Consider the following 15139-nt stretch of genomic DNA (forward strand, 5'->3'; position numbering starts at 1 on the left):
TCCCATGATGCCCAACACTATCCGCAAAGCCGCGGCCGGATCGAGACTCCCCTCAACAACATTCCGTGAAGCCAATGGCCGTAGCCGCCGCGAAATTCAGCTTCGGCTCTCGGGATTGCGATGCCGCAAATGCCCGAAACGAAAGCGTCCGGCGGCGGCCGCGCGTACCATCATCATCTCGCCGATGGTTTCGTGGGTCATCAGGCCGACGAGGCGGTCCATGCTGTCCACGACCGCGACGGCAGGGGAGCTCGCCTCCTGCATGAGGCGGAGGCTTTCGTCGAGGCGCTTGCGATGGTGGATTCTCGGCACGTCACGGCGCATCGCCAGGACGACGGGCGTTGTCGCGCCCTTTTCCTTCAATGTACGGATCATATCGTCCCGGGTGAGCAGGCCCTCGAAATGCCCGGAGGCGTCGACCACGGGGAACTCGCGCTGCGTCGTCGCAAGCAGCGCTTCGATGGCCTCGTCGATGCTCGCCGTGCGGTCAAGCTTCGCGAATTCGGTAATCATTACGTCGCTCACCAGAACGCTGCCGGAAACTTCGCGGATCTGGGCGTTCTGCGCTTCCGCGGTCGCTGCCAGATAGACGAAGATTGCGATGAAGATCAGCAGCGGATTGTAGAACAGGCCGACGAAACCGAAGACGAAGGCGAGGCCCTGGCCGATCATTGCGGCGATCTGGGTGGCGCGCGGCCAGCTCAAGCGCGAGGCAAGCGCGGCGCGCAGGACGCGGCCGCCATCCATCGGAAAGGCCGGGATCATGTTGAAAAGTACCAGAAACACATTCACCCCGGCGAGCCGCGCCAGAAAGCTCATATGCGGGTCCTCGATCCCGGCGATCTGCTCCAGGCCGATCGAGGTCCTGAGCACAAGAATGAGGACGCCGGCGATCGCCACGTTGACGAGCGGGCCGGCGATCGCGATCACGAATTCCGCCCCCGGCTCCTCCGGCATGCGCTCGAGCCGGGCGACACCGCCGATCGGAAGCAGGGTAATATCCGGCGTCTTGATGCCGAAATGGCGAGCCGCGGCAATGTGCCCGAATTCGTGCAGCACGACGCAGCCGAATACAGCCAGGACAAAGGCGATCCCTTCCAGCGCGGCCGGTGTACCGCCGATCCGGTAGTGCATCAGCCAGATCCAGACGAGCAGCAGCGCAAAGGTCACATGCACGCGGAGCGCGGTGCCGGCAATCGTCCCAATCCTGAATGACCAAGCCATGCGCGATGCGCTCCTGCCGTACGGGTAAGACCGTGACCGAGTGTACGCTGCCGGCGGCGGCTTGGACATCGCCTCGATCGTCTACCGGGCGGCGGCGCAAACTCGAATGTACAATCAATGGCCGGCAGGTTCGTTCCCTGCGGCTGCCGAAGCGTCATCGGGATTGATCGCGATCGATCTGCGTCTGACATCGCCCGGACGCGTGAACGCCCCTAATAGGCTCTTGCCGGGACAAAAAGACAGATCGTCCTTCCGCGGTCTTCGCCCGCCGCCGAGCACCAGTGATATTCGCCGTCCGGCGATATGCGGACCCTTCTGTCGGAATAGGGCAGGACCTCGCCGGTAGCGTTGATGATGTAGCCTTGGGGTCGTTCGCTTACGGCCGTCTGGTTGACGTGACGGCAGTCGAAGTTCGAACAGCAGGAGTTCGGATATTTCCAGCCGCTTGGCGCGTCATGGGCGTAAGCAAAGGTGGTCGTAGACAATCCGACGAGCAAAAAGAAAATTCCGCGCATTGCGATCTCCTTCTCCAGCAGGATGTCGAGAGAACGCGTTACATTCGAAATCCGCTTTAACCATTGGAATCGAATAGCTTTTATGGGCTCGGGATCGAGCCCCCGCAAAAACACTGCGATCGGCAAGGACAGTCGCCAATTCCCCAACGAGAGCCACTGGTTCGGACCCGACGGCGTTCGCTGGTGCTTACAAACGGTGGGATCATCCAAATTGATCCACATCAGCGCCGTACATTTCAAATTCGGCGAATTCACGTCTTGGCGCTGCAATTGGTGCCAGCAGCCACCTCTTGATTGTGACGAGGCAGGTTGCGGCCCACTCAGGACTGCTGGATATGGAGGGCGTCGCTGGCGCCTTCGACAAGCTCCATCGGCCAGAGCTTGCTCGCCGTCCCATGCGGATAATGCTCGCGGAAGGCCGGCATGGTCGAGAGCAGCGTTTCGGCCAGGGCTACGCCGAGATCGCGCAGCGATAGCCGAAAGCAGGTGAGCGAGGGTGAGAGGAACTGCGCATGCGGGCTGTAGCGTCCGATGACCGCGATATCGCGTCCGGGCTTCACGCCTGCCTCCGAAAGCGCCCGGTAAAAACCGATCGAGATCGTCTCGTTGATCAGCACGATGGCGGTCGGGCGCTCGTCGAGTGAGAGAAGTTCGCGGCCGATCTCATATCCGCCCGCTTCATTGGGCGTGGACCGGAAGATCAATTCCTCGTCAAGCGTTAGTCCGTGGGCGGCCAGCGCCTCGCGGCAGCGTTCGACGAAGACATAGCCGAGATTGACGTCGTCATGCGGGCGCGTGACGGCGATGCGGCGATGGCCGCGCGCCACCAGCCGGTCGATGGACGCCTGCGCCATGCCCTCGAAATCGAGATCGAGCCAGGGCTGGCCGGCATCCGTCAGGGTCCGGCCAAGGGTGACAAAGGGAATGTTGCGCTCGGACAGAAGCTCGACACGGGCATCGTGCCGTTGCGTCGCCGAGAGGATCATCCCGTCGGCAAAGCCGCGGGTCACCACGCGGCGCAGATAATCCGCCGGGTCCTCCTGCGACGAGCAGAGCAGCGCGACGAGATCGAGCTTGTGCCTGGCGAAGACCGCCTGCACCCCGTCGAAGACGCTCATGAAGAACGTGTCGCCTTGACCGGTGATCTCCGTACCGGTCTGCATCATGAAACCGATGATGTTGGTCGTGCCCTGGCGCAGGCTTCGCCCCGACTGGTTCGGCACATAGCCGAGTTCCTTGGCCGCCGCCAGCACCCGCCGGCGCGTCTCCTCGTTGACATCCGGGCGACCGTTCAGTGCTCGGGAAACCGTTCCAATCGAGATGTCGAGATGCTGCGCAAGCCGCCGAATGCCCTTCATTGCCGGAGTGTTTCCTCCTCTGCCGCTTGCCGTTCCCGATTCCCTATTGACATGTTTCGGAAACTCCGCATAGTTCCGTAAACGTTTACGGAGGCCGATACAAGGCGAAATCGTCATCGTTCGGGAGGAGAAGCGTGATCTTGCGCGCAGTTCTATGCGGGTGCGGAGCCATGGCCAGAGGCTGGGTGAGGGCGATCGCCGCCAACCCCGATCTCCGGTCGGAGATCCGGTTCGTCGGGCTTGTCGACGTCAAGCTGGAGGTCGCCACCGCGCTTGCCGCCGAGTTCGATCTTCAGGACGTCGTCATCGGACCCGATCTCGACGCGGTGCTGGCTGAAACGAAGCCGGACATCCTCTTCGATATCGTCGTACCGGCTGCGCGTCGCGACGTGGTCGCGGCCGGATTCCGGCATGGCTGCCACGTTCTGAGCGAGAAGCCGATGGCCGCTTCGCTGGCGGACGGCCGGGAGTTAATCCGTCTCGCCGATGAGGCGGGGAAGCTGCATGCGGTCGTGCAGAACCGCCGCTTCATCTCGGGTGTGCGCCGGATCCGCCGTTTCGTCGACGAGGGTGCACTCGGAGAACTCACCGGCATCCACTGCGACTTCTTCATCGGTGCCCATTTCGGCGGATTCCGGGAAGAAATGGAGCACGTGCTGCTTCTGGACATGGCAATCCACACGTTCGACGCCGCCCGCTTCATCGCAGACAAGAAGCCGCTTGCCGTTTATTGCTATGAGGAGAACCCGCGCGGCTCCTGGTATCGTCACGGCGCGGCCGCGACGGCGATCTTCGAACTTTCGGATGACGTGACCTTTACCTACCGCGGCTCCTGGTGCGCCGAAGGCGCCAATACGAGCTGGGAGAGCGCCTGGCGGATCACCGGGACGCGGGGCACCCTGCTTTGGGATGGCGCCGAGAGCTTCCATGCCCATACGGTCGCGGGCGGCGAAGGCCTGCTACGCGAACCGCTGCCGCTCGAAATCCCGGAACCCTCCGACCCGCGGCAGACGCACGGGCATGTCAGCGTGATTGCCGATTTCGTCGCATCTATCCGCAGTGGGCAGAAGCCGGAAACGGCGAGCGACGACAATATCAACAGCCTTGCCATGGTGTTCGCGGCGATCGAGAGCGCCCGCACCCGGCAGCGCGTGACAATCTGAGCGAGGCATTTGATGAGCAATCCAGCCAAGTCCATTCGCATCGGCACAATGGTCAGCGCCACCAAGGGCGAGGCGGCGAAGCGCATCGCCGAGATCGCTGACCTCGGCTTCGAGAGTTTCGAGCCGTTCTTCTGGCAGACGACCAACGGGCAGGATCTCGCCGAGTTGGGCAAACGTTGCCGCGAGGCGATCGGCGATCGCGACATCACCATCTCGACGCTTGGCATGTTCGGCAATCCTCTCGAGGAGACCGACATCGACCTGCAGACGCTTCAAGGCTGGAAGGCCTGCATCGACAATGCCCACCATTTCGGGGCGACCTGCGTCGCCGGATTCACCGGCCGCATTCGCAACCGGCCGCTCACCGACAGCCTGCCGCGTTACCGGAAGGTTTGGCGGGAGCTTGCAGCGCGTGCCGCCGACAGGGGCGTCAAGATTGCCTTCGAGAACTGCGCTATGGACGGCAACTGGGCGACGGGCGACTGGAACATCGCACACAATCCCGACGCCTGGGAACTGATCTTCAACGAGACGCCGGACGACCACATCGGGCTCGAATGGGAGCCCTGCCACCAGATGGTCTACTTGATCGAGCCATTGCCGCAGATCCGCAAATGGGCACACAAGATTTTTCACGTGCACGGCAAGGACGCGACGATCCGCTGGGACGTCATCCGCGAGCACGGGATATTCGGCAAGGAGAAGTTCGTCTTCATGCGCACGCCTGGCTTCGGTGACAGCAACTGGACCGACATCATTTCCGAGTTGAGGCTCGCCGGCTGGTCCGGCTCGATCGATATCGAAGGCTGGCACGATCCGGTCTATCGCGACGCGTTGGAAATGACCGGCCAGGTGCACGCGCTCAATTACCTGAAGACCTGCCGGGGAGGTGACTTCGTCGCCGATCCTGCCTGAGGCATGCCCGACGGCCGGCGTGGAGGATGCCGGCCGCGGGTCAACGATTGAGAGGAGGAGACCATGGGTATCAGCAGATATGCAATGCTGGGCGCATTCGCCCTTGCCAGCCTTTCCTTGCCGGCCTTGTCCGCAAGTGCGGAAGATGTGACCATTAGCGTCTGGTCGCTCGACAGGGACATCCAGCCGGCGCCGAACTTGATAAAAGATTTCAACAAACTCAACACGGGAATTAAAGTCGAATATCGGCAGATCCAGTTTGATGACGTGGTCAGCGAGGCAATGCGCGCCTATTCAACCGGACAGGCGCCGGATATCATCGCGGTCGATAATCCCGAACACGCGCTCTTCTCCTCGCGCGGCGCCTTTCTCGATCTCACCGACATGATCGCGAAATCCTCGGTGGTCAAGCCGGAGAACTATTTTCCAGGACCGCTCGCCTCGGTGACTTGGGACGGCAAGTATTACGGCATTCCGAAGGCGACCAACACGATCGCGCTTTACTACAACAAGGACATGTTCAAGGCGAAAGGCCTTGATCCGAACAAGCCGCCGCAGACCTGGGACGAACTGGTGGAGGCGGCGCGCAAGCTGAACGACCCGGCCGCGAACGTATACGGCCTTGCCTTCTCCGCCAAGGCAAACGAGGAGGGAACCTTCCAGTTTCTGCCCTGGGCGCAGATGGCCGGCACCAGCTACGACAACATCAACTCCGAGGGTGCGGTGAAGGCGCTCGAGATCTGGAAGACCATTCTCGACGAGAAGCTCGCTTCTCCCGATACGCTTACGCGCGGCCAATGGGATTCGACCGGCACATTCAACTCGGGCAATGCGGCGATGGCGATTTCCGGCCCATGGGAACTTGACCGCATGATCAAGGAGGCGAAGTTCGACTGGGGCGTCGCACTGCTGCCGGTGCCGCAAGTGGGCGCCGAGCGCTCCTCTGCCATGGGTGACTTCAACTGGGCGATCTTCTCGAGCACCAAGCATCCGGAAGAAGCTTTCAAGGTGTTGGAATACTTCGTTTCGCAGGATGATAGGATGTTCAAGGATTTTGGGCAGTTGCCGGCCCGCTCCGATATCGCTATTCCGCCGACCGGCGGCGAACCGCTCAAGGACGCGGCGCTCAAGGTATTCCTCGAACAGTTGAAATACGCCAAGCCGCGCGGTCCGCATCCGGAGTGGCCGAAGATCTCCAAGGCTATCCAGGACGCTATCCAGGCGGCCTTGACCGGCCAGATGAGTTCCAAGGACGCGCTCGATCAGGCTGCCGAAAAGATTAAGTCGGTTCTGGGCTGACTAGCGTCCGCCGCTCCCGCGGGCGGCGCATTCGTCGGCGGGTCATTGCATCCGCCTCGAGTTTCCTCCCGAGAGAGGCGATCTGCGGCTTCGGCCGAGATCGCCTCCGGGGATGGGGGATAGCCAATGAAGAAAATACTAGCCAGCGTCACGGACGGAAAAGGCTTCGACATCGGCCTCGTTCTGCTACCGCTCGCCTTCCTGTTCGTCATGTCCGGGCTGCCGCTCGTCTACAACGTCTTGATGAGCTTCCAGGAAGTGGACATGTTTAGCCTGGGCACCTTCGCCCGGCCTTTCGTCGGCTTCAAGAATTACGTCGACCTGTTCTCGCAACCCGAAACCCGGCCCATCCTCGTCAATACCGCGCTTTTCGTCAGCGCTTCGATCGCCGGCCAGTTCCTCATCGGCTTCGCCCTCGCCCTGTTCTTCTGGATGAACTTTCCAGGAGCGTCCTGGATGCGCGGCCTCTTTCTCGTCTCCTGGGTGATGCCCGGTCTGGTCGTCGGCGCCATCTGGAACTGGATCCTTTCCGGCGATTTCGGCGTGCTCAACTTCTTCCTGCGGGAGATAGGCATCATCGAAGGCAATATCTTCTGGCGCTCCGATCCGCACTATTCGCTCTGGGCGGTGATCATCGCCAATATCTGGCTCGGCACCTCCTTCAACATGATCCTTCTTTCGGTCGGTTTGTCGGGCATACCGAAGGACCTTTTCGAGGCGGCCGAGCTCGATGGAGCGAACGCATTGCAGCGCTTCTTCACGATCACCCTGCCGATGATGCGTTCGACGATCGGCGCAATCATCGCGCTCGGCCTGATCTTCACTCTGCAGCAGTTCGACCTCTTCGCCGGCATTACCTCGGGCGGGCCGAACAACTCGTCCAACGTGACGCAGTATTGGGCTTGGGACCTTTCATTCCGGCAATACGACTTTGCCAAGGGGGCGACGATCTCGGTGATCATGATCGTCTTCGTGATGCTCGCTTCCATTGTTTATGTGCGCTCCACCCGCCACGAGGTCCGAGGATGACCGACGATTTCCGCAATCGGCTGATGTTTGCCGTCGCGCTCGTTCTGGCGGCCATCTACCTTTTCCCGCTCTATTGGATGTATATCACTGCGCTGAAAACCGGTTCGGCGATGTTCGCAACGCCGCCGAAATTCCTGCCGAGCGATCCCCAATGGAACATCTACGAGTTCGTCTGGCAAAGCCGCAATATGGGACGCTACCTGTGGAACTCGCTGGTCATCGCCTTCGGCGCCGTTTCGCTGATCGCGGTGCTCGGCGTCGGCTGCGCCTATGTGCTGGCGCGCTACCGCAATGTCTGGGTGGACATCGGACTGTTCCTGATCCTGATGCTTCAGGTGCTGCCGGCCTCGCTGATGGTGACGCCGATCTTCGTTGGCTTCTCGCAATTCGGCCTGCTCGACACGCCGCGGCTTGCCGTCATTCTGGCGATCGCCGCAAAGAGCATGCCGTTCTTCGTCGTGCTCGTACGGGCTACCTTCATGAGTGTGCCGATGGAACTCGAGGAGGCGGCGCTGGTCGACGGCAATTCACGCATCGGCGCGTTCTTCAACATCGTGCTGCCGCTTGCAAGAAACGGCATCCTTGTTAGCGCCATTCTGATCTTCATGCAGGCCTTCGGCGAGTTCGTCTATTCGAAATCGATGATCCAGGCGGTCGAACTGCAGCCGGCGAGCGTCGGTCTCAACTCGTTCATGGGGCCGAACACCAATGAATGGAACAACATCATGGCTTATGCCACGATCTATGTGACGCCTGTCCTCGCCGTCTTCGTCCTCTTGCAGCGCCGCATCGTTTCCGGCCTCACTTCGGGAGCCCTCAAATGACCCTCCAGATCGAGCTCAACGGCGTCAACAAATATTATGGTGCCTTTCATGCGCTGAAGGACATCAAACTTGCGATAGAGGAGGGTACCTTCGTCGCCCTCGTCGGCCCGTCGGGCTGCGGCAAGTCCACCCTGCTGCGATCGCTCGCCGGCCTCGAGAAGATCTCGACCGGCGAGATGAAGATCGCCGGCCAGCGGATGAACGACGTTCCGCCGCGCAAGCGCGACGTCGCGATGGTCTTCCAGTCCTATGCGCTCTACCCGCACATGACCGTAGAGGAGAACCTCACCTATAGCCTGCGCATTCGCGGCGTAAAAAAGGCGGAGGCCCGCAAGGCAGCTGAAGAGGTGGCGGCGACGACGGGCCTTTCGCACCTGATGAAGCGCTATCCGCGGGAGCTGTCGGGTGGTCAGCGGCAGCGCGTTGCGATGAGCCGCGCCATCATCCGCCATCCAAAGGCCTTCCTGTTCGACGAGCCGCTCTCGAACCTCGACGCAGCCCTTCGCGTCCACATGCGCAAGGAGATCCGGGCGCTGCACGATCGGCTGCATGCCACATCAGTTTATGTCACTCATGATCAGATCGAGGCAATGACCATGGCTGACCACGTCGTCGTCATGCGCGACGGCGTGATCGAGCAGCAGGGGCGGCCACTCGACCTCTATGACAAACCTGCCAACCGCTTCGTTGCCGGCTTCATCGGATCGCCGGCGATGAATTTCATCCCGGCGATCGTCGGGGAGGGCGGCGAGGATGCGGTCCTCGATTTCGGCTGTACGCGGGCGCGGCTGGCGCTCGACTCGCGCCTCGCACCCGGCCTCGCCGTCACCGTCGGCATCCGCCCGGAGCATGTCCGAATCGTCGCCCCCGGCGAAGGGGCATTCGATGTCCCGGTCGGCATTGTCGAATCGACCGGCTCGGTTACCTACGTCACTGCCGCGACGCAGCCCGAATTGACCGTCGTCGAAACCGGACGCGGAGAGGTGAAAAGCGGCGACGTCATCGGCCTTGCGATCAATCCGCAGCAACTGCATCTGTTCGATGCGGAAACGGGAACGCGGATCGAAGGGGAAGGCGGTCGCGCGAACCTCCGATTTGTGCCGCGCGCTGCCCCTCATCCCGCTGCCGCGACCTTCTCCCCGTTTTGACGGGGAGAAGGGGCAAGCCGCGCCCGTCCAGTGTCCGCTCTTCGCTTTGAAGAGAGGGCGATTTGCACCGGAGCGGGCCGCGAGTCTCCTTCGCACCGTTTGCGGGGAGAAGGTGGCCGGCAGGCCGGATGAGGGGCGGCCCGCCCAGGGCGCCTGCGAACTTACGCCAAGTTCTCCCGTGCCCTGAGGTCGAGGATCAGCCGTTCCTGCCCCACCCGGATGACGTGCTCCATGGCATGGCGGGCGCCTTCCTCGTTGCGGCGGCCGATTTCCTCGACGATGCGGATATGCGCCAAGGCGACCCGGTCGATTTCGCTGTCGTCCGCCGAGGGGCTGGTCAGCCGGAAGACACCCACGAGTGCGGCTTCGATCAGGCTTCCGACCGACCGCATGAAAGGGTTGAGCGAGGCTTCCAGCAGCCGTAGGTGAAAATCGAGATCGGCTTTCGCCAGCGTCTGGCCACTATGGCCCGCATCCCCCATGGCCACGGCAAGCCGCATCATCCAGGCGATGTCCGCATCAGTCGCGCGGCGGGCCGCGAGGCTTGCGGCATAGGGCTCGAGGGCGAGGCGCACTTCGCTGACATGGCGCAGAAACTCCTCGTCGACGCCCGCGCTGAAATGCCAGGTGAGCACGTCGCCGTCGAACAGGTTCCAGTTGGCCCGCGGCATGACGCGCGTGCCGATCCGCGCCCGGGCCACGACGAGGCCCTTGGCGGCCAGTGTCTTCATCGCTTCACGTAGGACCGTGCGGGAGACGTTGAAGCGTGCCGCGAGTTCAGTGTCGCCGGGTAGCGTTTCCCCGACGGGGAAGTGACCGGAGACGATCGCCTGGCCAAGCTCGTCAACGACGAGCCGATGGCTGGTCCGCTTGCCCGGTTGGTGGCCGAAACCCGACGACGGCATTTTAGGCGGCCCTCCACCTCGTCATGCGTGCTGCCGATCAGGGCGGGAGAGGCGGATGATCCCCTTCTGCAGGAGGATGAAGGCGAAGAGCAGCAGGCCGATCAGGATCTTGGTCCACCAGCTCGAAAGGGTGCCGTCGAAGGTGATGTAGGTCTGGATGAGGCCTTGGATGAAGATACCGACGAGCGTGCCGGCAACAAAGCCGGAGCCGCCGGTCAACAGCGTTCCGCCGATGACGACCGCAGTGATCGCATCGAGCTCGACGCCGACGGCGGCAAGGGAATAGCCGGCCGAGGTATAGAGCGAGAAGACGATGCCGGAAAGTCCGGCCAGGAGCCCCGACAGCGCGTAGATCCTGACGGTCGTGCTGGCGACCGGCACGCCCATGAGCTTGGCCGTCGCCGTGCCGCCGCCAAGGGCGTAGACATTCGTCCCGAAGCGGGTGCGGTGGGCGATAAGGATGCCGACGGCAAAGACGAGCAGCATCAGGCCGCCGATCAGTGTGATGCGCCCGCCGCCAGGCAGCTTGAAATAGAGGCTCTTCAGCGTCGCGTAGAAGGGGTGCTTGATCGGAATGGAATCGATCGACAGCACGAAGGCCATGCCGCGGGCGAGGAACATCCCGGCAAGGGTGACGATGAAGGCCGGCATTTCGAGATGATGGATGATTGCGCCCATCAGCGCCCCGAAGAGCGTCGTGATGGCGAGCACCAGCACGAAGGCGGCGAGCGGATGGATGCTGGTCTGTTCGAGCACGACCGCAAGGAAGACGCCGGTAAAGGCGATCACCGCGCCGACCGAGAGATCGATGCCGCCGGAAAGGATGACGAAGGTCATGCCGACGGCGGCGATGCCGAGAAATGCGTTGTCGGTCAGCAGATTGCCGATCACCCGCGTCGAAAGCATGTTCGGGTATTGCGCGGCACAGAGCGCGTAGCTCAGAAGGAAGATGAGGATCGTCGCCGTAAGCGGAAGATATCTCTGCTTCATTTTGCTTCTCGCTCGGTCGGTTTGCCGGCTGCGCGTGGCATGCTGACGAAGGTGAAGGCGGTCCGGAAACGCGGCGACTGCAGCACCAGGATGAAGACGATGATCGCCGCCTTGATGATCAGGTTGAATTCCGGCGGGAAGCCCGACAGGAGAATGCCGGTGTTGATCGCCTGGATGATGACGGCGCCGAGGACCGATGCGGCGATGCTGAACCGGCCGCCGAGCAGCGACGTGCCGCCGACCACAACCGCAAGGATCGCGTCGAGCTCCAGCCAGAGCCCGGCATTATTGGCGTCGGCCCCCTTGATATCGGCGGCGGCGATGACGCCGGCGATCGCCGCGCACAGGCCGGAAAGGACATAGGCCGCAATCAGCAGCACCGGCGTGAAGACGCCCGAGAGCGTGCTCGCCTCCCTGTTGACGCCCACTGCCTCGACCAGCATGCCGAGCGCCGTCTGCCGGACGACGAGCGCGACGAGAATGCCGAAGACCAGCCAGATGACGACCGGCATCGGCAGGCCCAGGAAGGAGCCGCTACCGATGAAAATGAGGCCGGCATCGTTGAAGGTGAGGATGGCGCCCTCGGTGATGAGCTGGGCGATGCCGCGCCCGGCGACCATCAGCACGAGGGTGGCGATGATCGGCTGGATATCGAGGACGGCGACGAGAATGCCGTTCCAAACCCCGCAGAGGATGCCGACGGCAAGGGTGACGAGTAGCGTTTCGGCCAGCGAATGGCCGGAGGTGATCAGCGAGGCGGAGACCGCGCCGCAGATCGCCATCACGGCGCCGACCGAGAGATCGATGCCCTTGGTGGCGATGACGACCGTCATACCGATCGCCAGTAGTACCACGGGCGCGCCGCGGTTGAGGATATCGATGAGGCTGCCGTAAAGCCGGCCGTTCTGAATCTGCAGGTTGAGGAAACCGGGAAAAATGATTGAAATCGCCGCGATGATGATTGCCAGAGCGATCAATTGCGGCAGCAGCCTGCCAAGATAGGTTCGCACGATCGATGTCACGATGCCTCCCGCTCGTTTGCCGCTGCGATCGCTTCGACGATCTGATGCGCTGTAATACGGTCTCCGCCGAGCTCGGCGACGTGGCTGCGGTCGCGCAGCACGACGACGCGGGAGCTATAGGCGACCAGTTCCTCGATTTCGGACGAGATGACAATCAGCGATAGGCCCTTCTCGCGCAGGCTCTCGATCAGCCTGACGATCTCGGCATGCGCGCCGACATCGATGCCGCGGGTCGGTTCGTCTAGGATCAGGAATTCTGGTTCGGTCGCAAGCCAGCGGGCGAGGATCGCTTTCTGCTGGTTGCCGCCGGATAAGAGCTTGATCGGCTTCTCGCGGTCGGCGGTTCGGATGTCGAGCGCTCGAATGTACTGGTCGGCCAGCCGGTTCTGTTCGGCGCGCGAGAGCGGCCGCGTCCAGCCGCGCCTTGCCTGCAGCGCCAGCACGATGTTTTCGCGCACCGACAAATCGCCAACGATACCGGCCGTCTTGCGGTCTTCCGGGCAGAAGCCGAATTTGTGGCGGATCGCCGCCCGCGGCGACGACAGATCGACCGTCTGGCCGTCGATTTCCGCGCTGCCGCTGTCGGCGCGATGGGCGCCGAAGAGCACCTCCGCCGTCTCCGTGCGTCCGGAGCCGAGCAGGCCGGCGATACCGACCACCTCGCCGGCGCGGACGTCGAGATCGAAAGGATTGATGCGGCCGCGGCGGCCGTAATTCCTGAACCGGTAACGCATCCGGCCCTCGGCGGTCTCGACGCGCGCAGAATGAATCTCGGCTGCGAGCTCACGACCGATCATCATGGCGATCAGGTCGCGCCGGTTGAGGTCGGACGTTTCGCGCGTACCGACCAGCTGACCGTTGCGGAGCACGGTGATGCGGTCGGAGATTTCGTAGACCTGTTCGAGGAAGTGGGTGATGAAGATGATGCCGAGGCCGCGCGCCTTGAGGCGCCGGACGATGCGGAAGAGCATGGCGACCTCGTGCGCGTCGAGGCTCGCCGTCGGCTCGTCGAGGATCAGCACCTTGCCGGACAGATCGACGGCGCGGGCGATCGCCACGACCTGCTGGATCGCCACCGAATAGCTTGCGAGGTCGCGGGTGACATCAAGGTCGAGCTCGTATTCGGCAAGCAGCTCACGGGCCTTGCGGTTCATGGTGCGCGTATCGACCATGCCGAAGCGGCGCGGCTGGCGGCCGAGGAACAAATTTTCCGCGACGGTCAGGTTCGGCAGGAGATTGACCTCCTGATAGACGGTACCGATGCCGAGCCGCTGGGCGTCGAAGGTATCGCGCGGGTCGACTTCGGCACCGTCAAGGAGGATGCTGCCGCCGTCCCTGCGATAGGCGCCGGTCAGGCATTTGATGAGCGTCGATTTGCCGGCGCCGTTTTCACCGAGCAGCGCATGGACCTCGCCGCGCCTGAGGTGAAAGTCGACCTTGTCTAGCGCCTTCGTTCCGGGAAAGCCCTTCTCGATGCGGACGGCCGAGAGAATATTGTCGTTGCTGGTCTGCATGGAAACTGTCTCTGCACCGGAAGGCGGCGCGTTGCCGTATCGGGGCGTCGCGCGCCATTCCTCGCCAAGGATCAGGCGTTCTTTCCGCGACGACCGGTGAGACGCCATGGAACATTGTCGGCCCACGCGAGCGGATCGCGTGGGCCGCAAGCGAGATCAGTAACCGAGGCCCTTCTTTTCCTCATAGACCTTCATCGGATCGTCGGCCTGGGTGTAGAGCTTCGATTCCGTCTGGATCCACTTTGCCGGCTCCTTGCCGTCCTTCAGATAGGCAGCAAGCGCATCGAAGGCCGGGCCGGCCATGTTCGGCGTCAGTTCGACCGTGGCGTTGGCTTCGCCGGCGGCCATGGCCTGGAAGATGTCCGGAACGGCGTCGATCGAGACGACGAGGATATCCTTGCCCGGCTTCAGGCCGGCTTCCTTGATCGCCTGGATCGCGCCGACGGCCATGTCGTCGTTATGGGCGTAGAGTGCGCAGATGTTCTTGCCGCCGTCCTCGGCCTTCAGGAAGCTTTCCATGACTTCCTTGCCCTTCGTACGGGTGAAGTCGCCGGTCTGGCTGCGGACGATCTTCAGGTTGTCCTTGCCGGCGAGCGCCGCTTCGAAGCCCTTCTTGCGGTCGATGGCGGGCGAGGAGCCGGTCGTGCCCTGAAGCTCGACGACGTTGCAGGGCTTGCCCGCCACGGTATCGACGAGCCACTTGCCGGCGACATTGCCTTCATGCACGAGGTCCGAAGTCACTGCCGTCAGATAAAGCTCCTTCGGTGCGTCGACGGTGCGGTCGAGCAGGATCACCGGGATTTCGGCATCCTTGGCTTCCTGCAGGACTTCATCCCAGCCGGTGGCGACGACCGGCGCGAGAAGGATGGCGTTGACGCCCTGGGCGATGAAGGAGCGAATCGCCTTGATCTGGTTTTCTTGCTTCTGCTGCGCATCGGCAAATTTGAGGTCGATGCCGCGCTGTTCGGCCTGCTGCTTCGTCAGCGTCGTCTCCGCGGCGCGCCAGCCGGATTCCGATCCGATCTGGGAAAAGCCGACGACGAGCTCGGCGGCCGAAGCGCTGCCGAAAGTGCAGGCAGCAAGGATCGTTGCACTAGCAAGTGCCTTCACGAATTTCATGATTTCCTCCCAAAGAAAGCTGCTCTCGATGCAGCTGTGGAGAAAAAATCATATAATATTACTTTTGTAAACTCACATTTGAATGCAACTGTTTTTGTTCTTGTGGATTCATCC

The 15139-nt window shown here is 62.4% G+C and carries 14 protein-coding genes; 6 read left to right on the forward strand and 8 right to left on the reverse strand.

What is annotated here, in order from left to right:
- Nucleotides 1-96 precede the first annotated feature (96 nt).
- From NXT3_RS27990 to NXT3_RS28000, 3 genes are all read right to left on the reverse strand, one after another.
- The gene (locus NXT3_RS27990; protein ID WP_037425621.1) at nt 97-1224 is read right to left on the reverse strand and encodes a site-2 protease family protein; all 1128 of its coding nucleotides are present in this window, start codon (nt 1222-1224) and stop codon (nt 97-99) included.
- 212 nt (nt 1225-1436) lie between these two features.
- A complete protein-coding gene (locus tag NXT3_RS27995) occupies nt 1437-1739 on the reverse strand; it encodes a hypothetical protein (protein ID WP_037380159.1) in 303 nt (100 codons plus the stop codon).
- Between the two features lie 320 nt (nt 1740-2059).
- On the reverse strand, nt 2060-3097 hold the full coding sequence (locus NXT3_RS28000; RefSeq protein ID WP_097524691.1) for a LacI family DNA-binding transcriptional regulator: 1038 nt from the start codon (nt 3095-3097) through the stop codon (nt 2060-2062).
- A gap of 134 nt (nt 3098-3231) precedes the next feature.
- On the opposite strand from NXT3_RS28000, the gene NXT3_RS28005 reads away from it, so the two are divergent.
- The 6 genes from NXT3_RS28005 to NXT3_RS28030 all read left to right on the forward strand — a co-directional run bounded on the left by NXT3_RS28005 (nt 3232) and on the right by NXT3_RS28030 (nt 9475).
- Complete coding sequence (locus tag NXT3_RS28005; protein WP_097538920.1) at nt 3232-4260, forward strand: Gfo/Idh/MocA family protein; 1029 nt, start codon at nt 3232-3234, stop codon at nt 4258-4260.
- 12 nt (nt 4261-4272) lie between these two features.
- Nucleotides 4273-5175 carry a sugar phosphate isomerase/epimerase family protein gene (locus NXT3_RS28010; RefSeq protein ID WP_037425613.1) on the forward strand — a complete coding sequence of 301 codons (903 nt, stop codon included), beginning with the start codon at nt 4273-4275 and terminating at the stop codon, nt 5173-5175.
- A gap of 63 nt (nt 5176-5238) precedes the next feature.
- Entirely contained in the window at nt 5239-6474 is a 1236-nt protein-coding gene (locus NXT3_RS28015; protein WP_104841104.1) for an ABC transporter substrate-binding protein, read from the forward strand.
- A 126-nt stretch (nt 6475-6600) separates the two neighbouring features.
- Nucleotides 6601-7503, forward strand: coding sequence for a carbohydrate ABC transporter permease (locus NXT3_RS28020; protein ID WP_104841105.1), 903 nt, complete (start codon nt 6601-6603; stop codon nt 7501-7503).
- Nucleotides 7500-8327, forward strand: a complete 828-nt coding sequence (locus NXT3_RS28025) for a carbohydrate ABC transporter permease (protein WP_097524687.1) — start codon at nt 7500-7502, stop codon at nt 8325-8327. Before NXT3_RS28020 ends, NXT3_RS28025 begins: the two co-directional genes overlap by 4 nt.
- Complete coding sequence (locus tag NXT3_RS28030) at nt 8324-9475, forward strand: ABC transporter ATP-binding protein (RefSeq protein WP_104841106.1); 1152 nt, start codon at nt 8324-8326, stop codon at nt 9473-9475. Before NXT3_RS28025 ends, NXT3_RS28030 begins: the two co-directional genes overlap by 4 nt.
- 161 nt (nt 9476-9636) lie before the next feature.
- Here the strand turns inward: NXT3_RS28030 and NXT3_RS28035 are convergent, their stop codons facing one another.
- The 5 genes from NXT3_RS28035 to ytfQ form a co-directional block, all read right to left on the reverse strand.
- Nucleotides 9637-10380 carry a FadR/GntR family transcriptional regulator gene (locus NXT3_RS28035; RefSeq protein WP_037425598.1) on the reverse strand — a complete coding sequence of 248 codons (744 nt, stop codon included), beginning with the start codon at nt 10378-10380 and terminating at the stop codon, nt 9637-9639.
- Nucleotides 10381-10401: 21 nt separating this feature from the next.
- Nucleotides 10402-11370, reverse strand: coding sequence for a galactofuranose ABC transporter, permease protein YjfF (yjfF, locus tag NXT3_RS28040; protein ID WP_104841107.1), 969 nt, complete (start codon nt 11368-11370; stop codon nt 10402-10404).
- On the reverse strand, nt 11367-12392 hold the full coding sequence (locus NXT3_RS28045) for an ABC transporter permease (RefSeq protein WP_097538916.1): 1026 nt from the start codon (nt 12390-12392) through the stop codon (nt 11367-11369). The genes yjfF and NXT3_RS28045 overlap by 4 nt, the downstream gene beginning before the upstream one ends.
- A complete protein-coding gene (gene ytfR, locus NXT3_RS28050; protein WP_097524683.1) occupies nt 12389-13906 on the reverse strand; it encodes a galactofuranose ABC transporter, ATP-binding protein YtfR in 1518 nt (505 codons plus the stop codon). The genes NXT3_RS28045 and ytfR overlap by 4 nt, the downstream gene beginning before the upstream one ends.
- Before the next feature lie 156 nt (nt 13907-14062).
- A complete protein-coding gene (ytfQ, locus tag NXT3_RS28055) occupies nt 14063-15025 on the reverse strand; it encodes a galactofuranose ABC transporter, galactofuranose-binding protein YtfQ (RefSeq protein WP_097538914.1) in 963 nt (320 codons plus the stop codon).
- Nucleotides 15026-15139: the final 114 nt, after the last annotated feature.

Origin of the sequence: Sinorhizobium fredii, from assembly GCF_002944405.1 — a bacterium.
Taxonomy (GTDB): domain Bacteria; phylum Pseudomonadota; class Alphaproteobacteria; order Rhizobiales; family Rhizobiaceae; genus Sinorhizobium; species Sinorhizobium fredii_C.

Excerpts from the sequence above, each read along its gene's own strand:
- NXT3_RS28020 (WP_104841105.1), top strand. The coding sequence starts at position 6,601 with ATGAAGAAAATACTAGCCAGCGTCACGGACGGAAAAGGCTTCGACATC.
- ytfR (WP_097524683.1), bottom strand. The coding sequence starts at position 13,906 with ATGCAGACCAGCAACGACAATATTCTCTCGGCCGTCCGCATCGAGAAG.
- NXT3_RS28010 (WP_037425613.1), top strand. The coding sequence starts at position 4,273 with ATGAGCAATCCAGCCAAGTCCATTCGCATCGGCACAATGGTCAGCGCC.
- yjfF (WP_104841107.1), bottom strand. The coding sequence starts at position 11,370 with ATGAAGCAGAGATATCTTCCGCTTACGGCGACGATCCTCATCTTCCTT.
- NXT3_RS28025 (WP_097524687.1), top strand. The coding sequence starts at position 7,500 with ATGACCGACGATTTCCGCAATCGGCTGATGTTTGCCGTCGCGCTCGTT.
- NXT3_RS28030 (WP_104841106.1), top strand. The coding sequence starts at position 8,324 with ATGACCCTCCAGATCGAGCTCAACGGCGTCAACAAATATTATGGTGCC.
- ytfQ (WP_097538914.1), bottom strand. The coding sequence starts at position 15,025 with ATGAAATTCGTGAAGGCACTTGCTAGTGCAACGATCCTTGCTGCCTGC.
- NXT3_RS28000 (WP_097524691.1), bottom strand. The coding sequence starts at position 3,097 with ATGAAGGGCATTCGGCGGCTTGCGCAGCATCTCGACATCTCGATTGGA.
- NXT3_RS28015 (WP_104841104.1), top strand. The coding sequence starts at position 5,239 with ATGGGTATCAGCAGATATGCAATGCTGGGCGCATTCGCCCTTGCCAGC.
- NXT3_RS27990 (WP_037425621.1), bottom strand. The coding sequence starts at position 1,224 with ATGGCTTGGTCATTCAGGATTGGGACGATTGCCGGCACCGCGCTCCGC.
- NXT3_RS28035 (WP_037425598.1), bottom strand. The coding sequence starts at position 10,380 with ATGCCGTCGTCGGGTTTCGGCCACCAACCGGGCAAGCGGACCAGCCAT.
- NXT3_RS27995 (WP_037380159.1), bottom strand. The coding sequence starts at position 1,739 with ATGCGCGGAATTTTCTTTTTGCTCGTCGGATTGTCTACGACCACCTTT.